The 5,173-nt window shown below is 40.9% G+C and carries 6 protein-coding genes and 1 pseudogene; 5 read left to right on the top strand and 2 right to left on the bottom strand.

Going from position 1 to position 5,173, the window contains the following annotated elements; all coding sequences use genetic code 11:
• Positions 1-196: pseudogene (locus tag FGQ53_RS11050) on the bottom strand (IS5/IS1182 family transposase); the annotation flags it as partial.
• A gap of 224 nt (positions 197-420) precedes the next feature.
• Between FGQ53_RS11050 and FGQ53_RS11045 the strand changes: the two are divergent.
• The 5 genes from FGQ53_RS11045 (at position 421) to nadE (ending at position 4,359) form a co-directional block, all read left to right on the top strand.
• Positions 421-831, top strand: a complete 411-nt coding sequence (locus FGQ53_RS11045; protein ID WP_138338794.1) for a GNAT family N-acetyltransferase — start codon at positions 421-423, stop codon at positions 829-831.
• 443 nt (positions 832-1,274) lie between these two features.
• A complete protein-coding gene (locus FGQ53_RS11035; protein WP_001107500.1) occupies positions 1,275-1,484 on the top strand; it encodes a helix-turn-helix transcriptional regulator in 210 nt (69 codons plus the stop codon).
• Positions 1,474-1,962, top strand: coding sequence for a DUF6773 family protein (locus FGQ53_RS11030; RefSeq protein WP_138338787.1), 489 nt, complete (start codon positions 1,474-1,476; stop codon positions 1,960-1,962). Before FGQ53_RS11035 ends, FGQ53_RS11030 begins: the two co-directional genes overlap by 11 nt.
• A gap of 115 nt (positions 1,963-2,077) precedes the next feature.
• The gene (locus FGQ53_RS11025; RefSeq protein ID WP_138338784.1) at positions 2,078-3,538 is read left to right on the top strand and encodes a nicotinate phosphoribosyltransferase; all 1,461 of its coding nucleotides are present in this window, start codon (positions 2,078-2,080) and stop codon (positions 3,536-3,538) included.
• The gene (nadE, locus tag FGQ53_RS11020; RefSeq protein WP_138338781.1) at positions 3,535-4,359 is read left to right on the top strand and encodes an ammonia-dependent NAD(+) synthetase; all 825 of its coding nucleotides are present in this window, start codon (positions 3,535-3,537) and stop codon (positions 4,357-4,359) included. The genes FGQ53_RS11025 and nadE overlap by 4 nt, the downstream gene beginning before the upstream one ends.
• Positions 4,360-4,929: 570 nt before the next feature.
• On the opposite strand, the gene FGQ53_RS11015 is transcribed toward nadE, so the two are convergent.
• The coding region (locus tag FGQ53_RS11015) for a transposase (protein WP_171019146.1) at positions 4,930-5,173 on the bottom strand (244 nt) is incomplete at its 5' end.

Below are 5,173 nucleotides of genomic sequence, written 5' to 3'. Positions count from 1 at the left end.
AGCGTAAGTAGCGCAAGGTCATGATAAGTTGGTCTTCCATACTTAGACGGCGTGGGCGTCCTCCTTTTCGGTGTTGCGCTTGATAAGCGTCAGTGAGACAATCAAGCATCAGTTGAAACGTCGCTTTTTTAACACCTATCAACAATTTGAAATTCTCTGAGTTTAATTTTAAGGCTTTTTCGTATGTTGTTTCCATAGCTTTAGTATACCACTTTTTAGTTACCGAACAAGTCTATTGTTTAAGATAAAATGTTTCAAAAAAGAATAGGAAAAAAGTCTTTTAAAATCAGAAAAACGTATATTGTTAGATGTTTAAATAGATTAAGGACTCATCAGCTTAGGTTGGTGGGTTTTTGCTAGTTTGACAGTCTATTGAAATAAGACTATAATCAAGCTGTATCAGTTTTCGAGGAGGTTTGGATGTACTTTAGATTGGAAAATAAGGAATCCCAGAAGGCACAAGAAATTGGGAATTTGATTCGTGCTTATAACCGTTCCAAAAGAGAAGAGGCTGAAAGTGAGCCATTGAACCTTTATGTTGAGGATGAAAAGGGACATCTCCTGGCAGGCTTAGTAGCAGAGACTTTTGGAAATTGGCTGGAAATTGAGTATTTGTTTGTAAAAGAGGAACTGCGAGGGAAAGGAATCGGTTCAAAACTATTGCAACAGGCAGAAAGTGAAGTCAAGAATCGAAACTGTCGTTTTGCATTTGTCAATACTTATCAGTTTCAGGCACCAGACTTTTATCTAAGCCATGGCTACAAGGAAGTCTTTACCTTGCAAGACTATCCCTACACAGGGCAAAGATTTTATTACCAAAAGGATTTGTAAGTAGAAGATGAAAGCATAGAGCAAAGAGGGAGCTTGACATAAGTCTCGATAAAATACCCCTTAAATACTATAGTAGATTGAATCTAGAATAGTACGTCATGGCTGCTAAAATATTTCTATACATTAATTTGATTTTCCTAATCAATTTGTTCACATCTTATTTCAATCTACTATACAAATTGTGTCTTTCTAGACGATATTGAGGACAATGAAATGGCAACTGAGAAGTTGGGCATCAAGGCTTATCGGGTTAAGAAAAGAAGTGATGTCGTCGAAATTTTGAAATCCTATATTTAAACTTAACACTCTCTATCTTTTTGTGGTAGAGAGTTTTTGTTAATAAAATATCACAAAATGACATTTATACATTGCATTAAGTTAGATATATGATATAATAATGTTGAAAAGAGGCGCAACTTTTTAGAATTATAAGGAGGACGCAGGTGGCTAAAAATTTAAAATTAAAATTAGCTCGAGTCGAGCTTGATTTAACACAAGGTCAACTGGCAGAGGCTGTTGGGGTGACGCGCCAGACTATTGGTTTGATAGAGGCGGGGAAATACAATCCCAGTCTCTCGCTCTGCCAGTCCATTTGTAGATGTTTAGGGAAAACCCTAGACCAACTATTTTGGGAGGAAGAAGATGGTAAATAAATTCATTCATTATCAATTACTTGACGAAAGAGAAGAACAACTAATCAATAAAGCTGGGGCAGAGTCTTTTTCACTCTTTATTGTGCTTGTACTTCTAAGCTATTTGGTGGCAGTGTTGGCTCCATCTCTTTTTAATCCGAATTTTCTAGTCTATACTCTGATAGTAGGGATTTTCTTCTTTTTCAATCGTGCCCGTTATCTGGGAGTGACCTATTATAGTCGTTTTCATTTTACAATTTTGGGTTGTTTTTTCCTAACCTTGACGATTACAGCTCTTTTGATGTTGCAGAATTATCAATTCAACATAGAAATTTATCAGCACAATCCTTTGAACGTTAAATACATGTCCGCTTGGGTCATTACTTATGTCATTTACCTTCCTTGGGTCTTTATTGGCAATCTCGGTCTGAAGAGTTATGGCGAATGGGCCCAGAAAAAATTTGAGCAAGACATGGATGAACTGGAGAGTGGAGAATAGCTTGTTACTCTTTTCTCAATCCAGCTAAAATGTGATATAATAGTACTAATTTATTGGAATACATGAAAGTTCTTGAAAATTTTCATGGGTTTCTAGCTAAGGAAGTAGGAAAAGTATGTATCCAGATGATAGTTTGACATTGCACACAGACTTGTATCAGATTAACATGATGCAGGTTTACTTTGACCAAGGGATTCACAATAAGAAGGCAGTTTTTGAGGTTTATTTCCGCCAACAGCCTTTTAAGAACGGCTATGCGATTTTTGCTGGTTTGGAAAGAATTGTGAACTATCTTGAAGACTTGCGTTTTTCAGATAGTGATATAGCCTATTTGGAGTCGCTTGGTTATCATGGGGCGTTCTTGGATTACCTCCGCAATTTCAAGTTAGAGTTGACCGTTCGTTCTGCCCAAGAAGGGGACTTGGTCTTTGCTAATGAACCGATTGTGCAGGTGGAAGGCCCTCTAGCCCAATGTCAATTGGTCGAAACGGCTCTTTTGAACATAGTCAACTACCAGACCTTGGTGGCGACTAAGGCAGCTCGTATTCGTTCGGTTATCGAAGATGAACCCTTGATGGAGTTTGGGACACGTCGGGCGCAAGAGATGGATGCGGCTATCTGGGGAACACGCGCAGCGGTGATTGGTGGTGCCAATGGAACCAGCAATGTGCGTGCTGGTAAACTCTTTGATATTCCTGCCTTGGGGACTCACGCCCATTCCTTGGTGCAGGTTTATGGCAATGATTATGAGGCTTTCAAGGCTTATGCTGCGACCCACAAAAATTGTGTCTTTCTTGTGGATACCTATGACACCCTTCGCATCGGTGTGCCAGCGGCTATTCAGGTGGCGCGTGAGTTGGGGGATCAGATTAACTTTATGGGTGTGCGGATTGACTCTGGGGATATTGCTTACATTTCCAAGAAAGTCCGTCAGCAATTGGACGAGGCTGGATTTACAGAGGCTAAGATTTATGCTTCTAATGATTTGGACGAAAATACTATCCTCAACCTCAAGATGCAAAAGGCCAAGATTGATGTCTGGGGTGTGGGTACCAAGTTGATTACAGCCTATGACCAACCAGCTCTTGGTGCAGTTTATAAGATTGTTGCCATCGAAGATGAAAATGGTAATATGCGTAATACCATCAAGCTGTCTAATAATGCGGAAAAAGTGTCGACGCCAGGTAAGAAGCAGGTGTGGCGCATTACCAGTCGTGAAAAAGGCAAGTCAGAAGGCGACTACATTACCTATGATGGTGTGGATGTTGCCAGCATGACAGAAATCAAGATGTTCCATCCGACTTATACTTACATCAAGAAGACGGTTCGTAATTTTGATGCTGTTCCTCTCTTGGTGGATATCTTTAAAAACGGAAAATTGATTTACAACTTGCCTAGCTTGACTGAGATTCAGGCTTATGCTCGTAAGGAATTTGACAAGCTTTGGGATGAGTACAAGCGCGTGCTTAATCCACAGCATTATCCAGTGGATTTGGCGCGTGATGTATGGCAAGACAAGATGGACTTGATTGACAAAATGCGCAAGGAAGCCCTTGGTGAAGGAGAAGAAAAATGAGTTTGCAAGAAACGATTATCCAAGAACTAGGTGTGAAACCAGTGATTGATGCCCAAGAAGAAATCCGTCGTTCTATTGATTTCTTAAAGAGATATCTGAAAAAACACCCTTTCCTAAAAACCTTTGTACTAGGGATTTCTGGAGGACAGGACTCAACCTTGGCAGGGCGCTTGGCCCAATTAGCTATGGAAGAACTGCGAGCAGAGACAGGAGATGACAGCTACAAATTTATCGCCGTCCGCCTGCCATACGGAGTACAAGCTGATGAAGCAGATGCTCAAAAAGCCCTAGCCTTTATCCAGCCAGATGTCAGCTTAGTGGTTAATATTAAGGAATCAGCTGATGCTATGACAGCTGCAGTTGAAGCGACAGGAAGCCCTGTTTCAGACTTCAACAAGGGAAATATCAAGGCACGTTGCCGTATGATTGCCCAATATGTCCTTGCTGGTGCCCATAGCGGAGCGGTCATTGGAACAGACCATGCTGCGGAAAATATCACAGGTTTCTTTACCAAGTTTGGCGACGGTGGTGCAGATATTTTACCACTTTTCCGCCTTAATAAACGACAAGGAAAACAACTCTTGCAGGAACTTGGTGCTGATCCAGCCCTTTATGAAAAAATCCCAACAGCAGACCTAGAAGAAGACAAACCAGGCCTAGCTGATGAAGTAGCACTTGGAGTTACCTATGAGGAGATTGACGACTACTTAGAAGGCAAAACAATCAGCCCAGGAGCCCAAATGACTATTGAAAACTGGTGGCACAAAGGCCAACACAAACGCCACCTACCAATCACCGTATTTGATGACTTTTGGGAGTGAAAACCTCCAGTAGAGGTATTCAGCCTCTCACCTTGAAATAAAAAAGTGAGAGTAGGTCCGGTAACTCGAAGAGTTCGATTTCGTTGTCTCACCCCTGCAACGATAACTAGGTTTGAAAAAGCTTGGTAAAGCTCATTTCAAACCAGACAGCGACTGCGTCAAGTAACTAGATGAAAAACTTGTTTTCTAGCTGTTACTGAGTTTAGTCTTTTTACCCTGAGCCTAGAAATGAGAAAGCGAAGAAGGTCTAGTGGACCTTTTTAGCTTGAGCCTTGAAACTGGGGAGCAAGAATAACCTCCAGTGTAGGTTTTCAGCCTCTCGCCTTGAAATAAAAAAGTGAGAGAAGATTCGGTAACTCGAAGAGTTCGATTTTCCTTGTCTCACCCCCGCAACGATGACTAGGTTTGAAAAAGCTTGGTAAAGCGCATTTCAAACCAGACAGCGACTGCGTCAAGGAATTAGATAAAACACTTGTTTCCTAGTTGTTACTGAGTTTAGTCTTTTTCCCCTGAGTCTAGAAATAAGAAAGTGAAGAAGGTCCGGTGGACCTTTTTATACTCATCAAAAATCTATTCTGGACAAATCCATTTTCTGTGAACAATCTTCCTCAGGCATTCTTTTTCCAAATTTTGAATCACTGTTTCTAACTTCAAAATGACTTCTTCTAAAGATTTGAAGGCCTTGTTTTTGAATCCACGCTTTCGTATCTCTGCCCAAACTTGCTCAATGGGATTCATTTCTGGAGTGTATGGAGGAATAAATGTACACGTGATATTTTCTGGCAACTCCAAAGCCTGAGACTTGTGCCAGGTG

Source organism: Streptococcus mitis, assembly GCF_005844455.1.
Lineage (GTDB): Bacteria > Bacillota > Bacilli > Lactobacillales > Streptococcaceae > Streptococcus > Streptococcus mitis_BF.
Note: the sequence above shows the minus strand (reverse complement) of the source record. Positions and strands in the feature narration are given on the sequence as shown.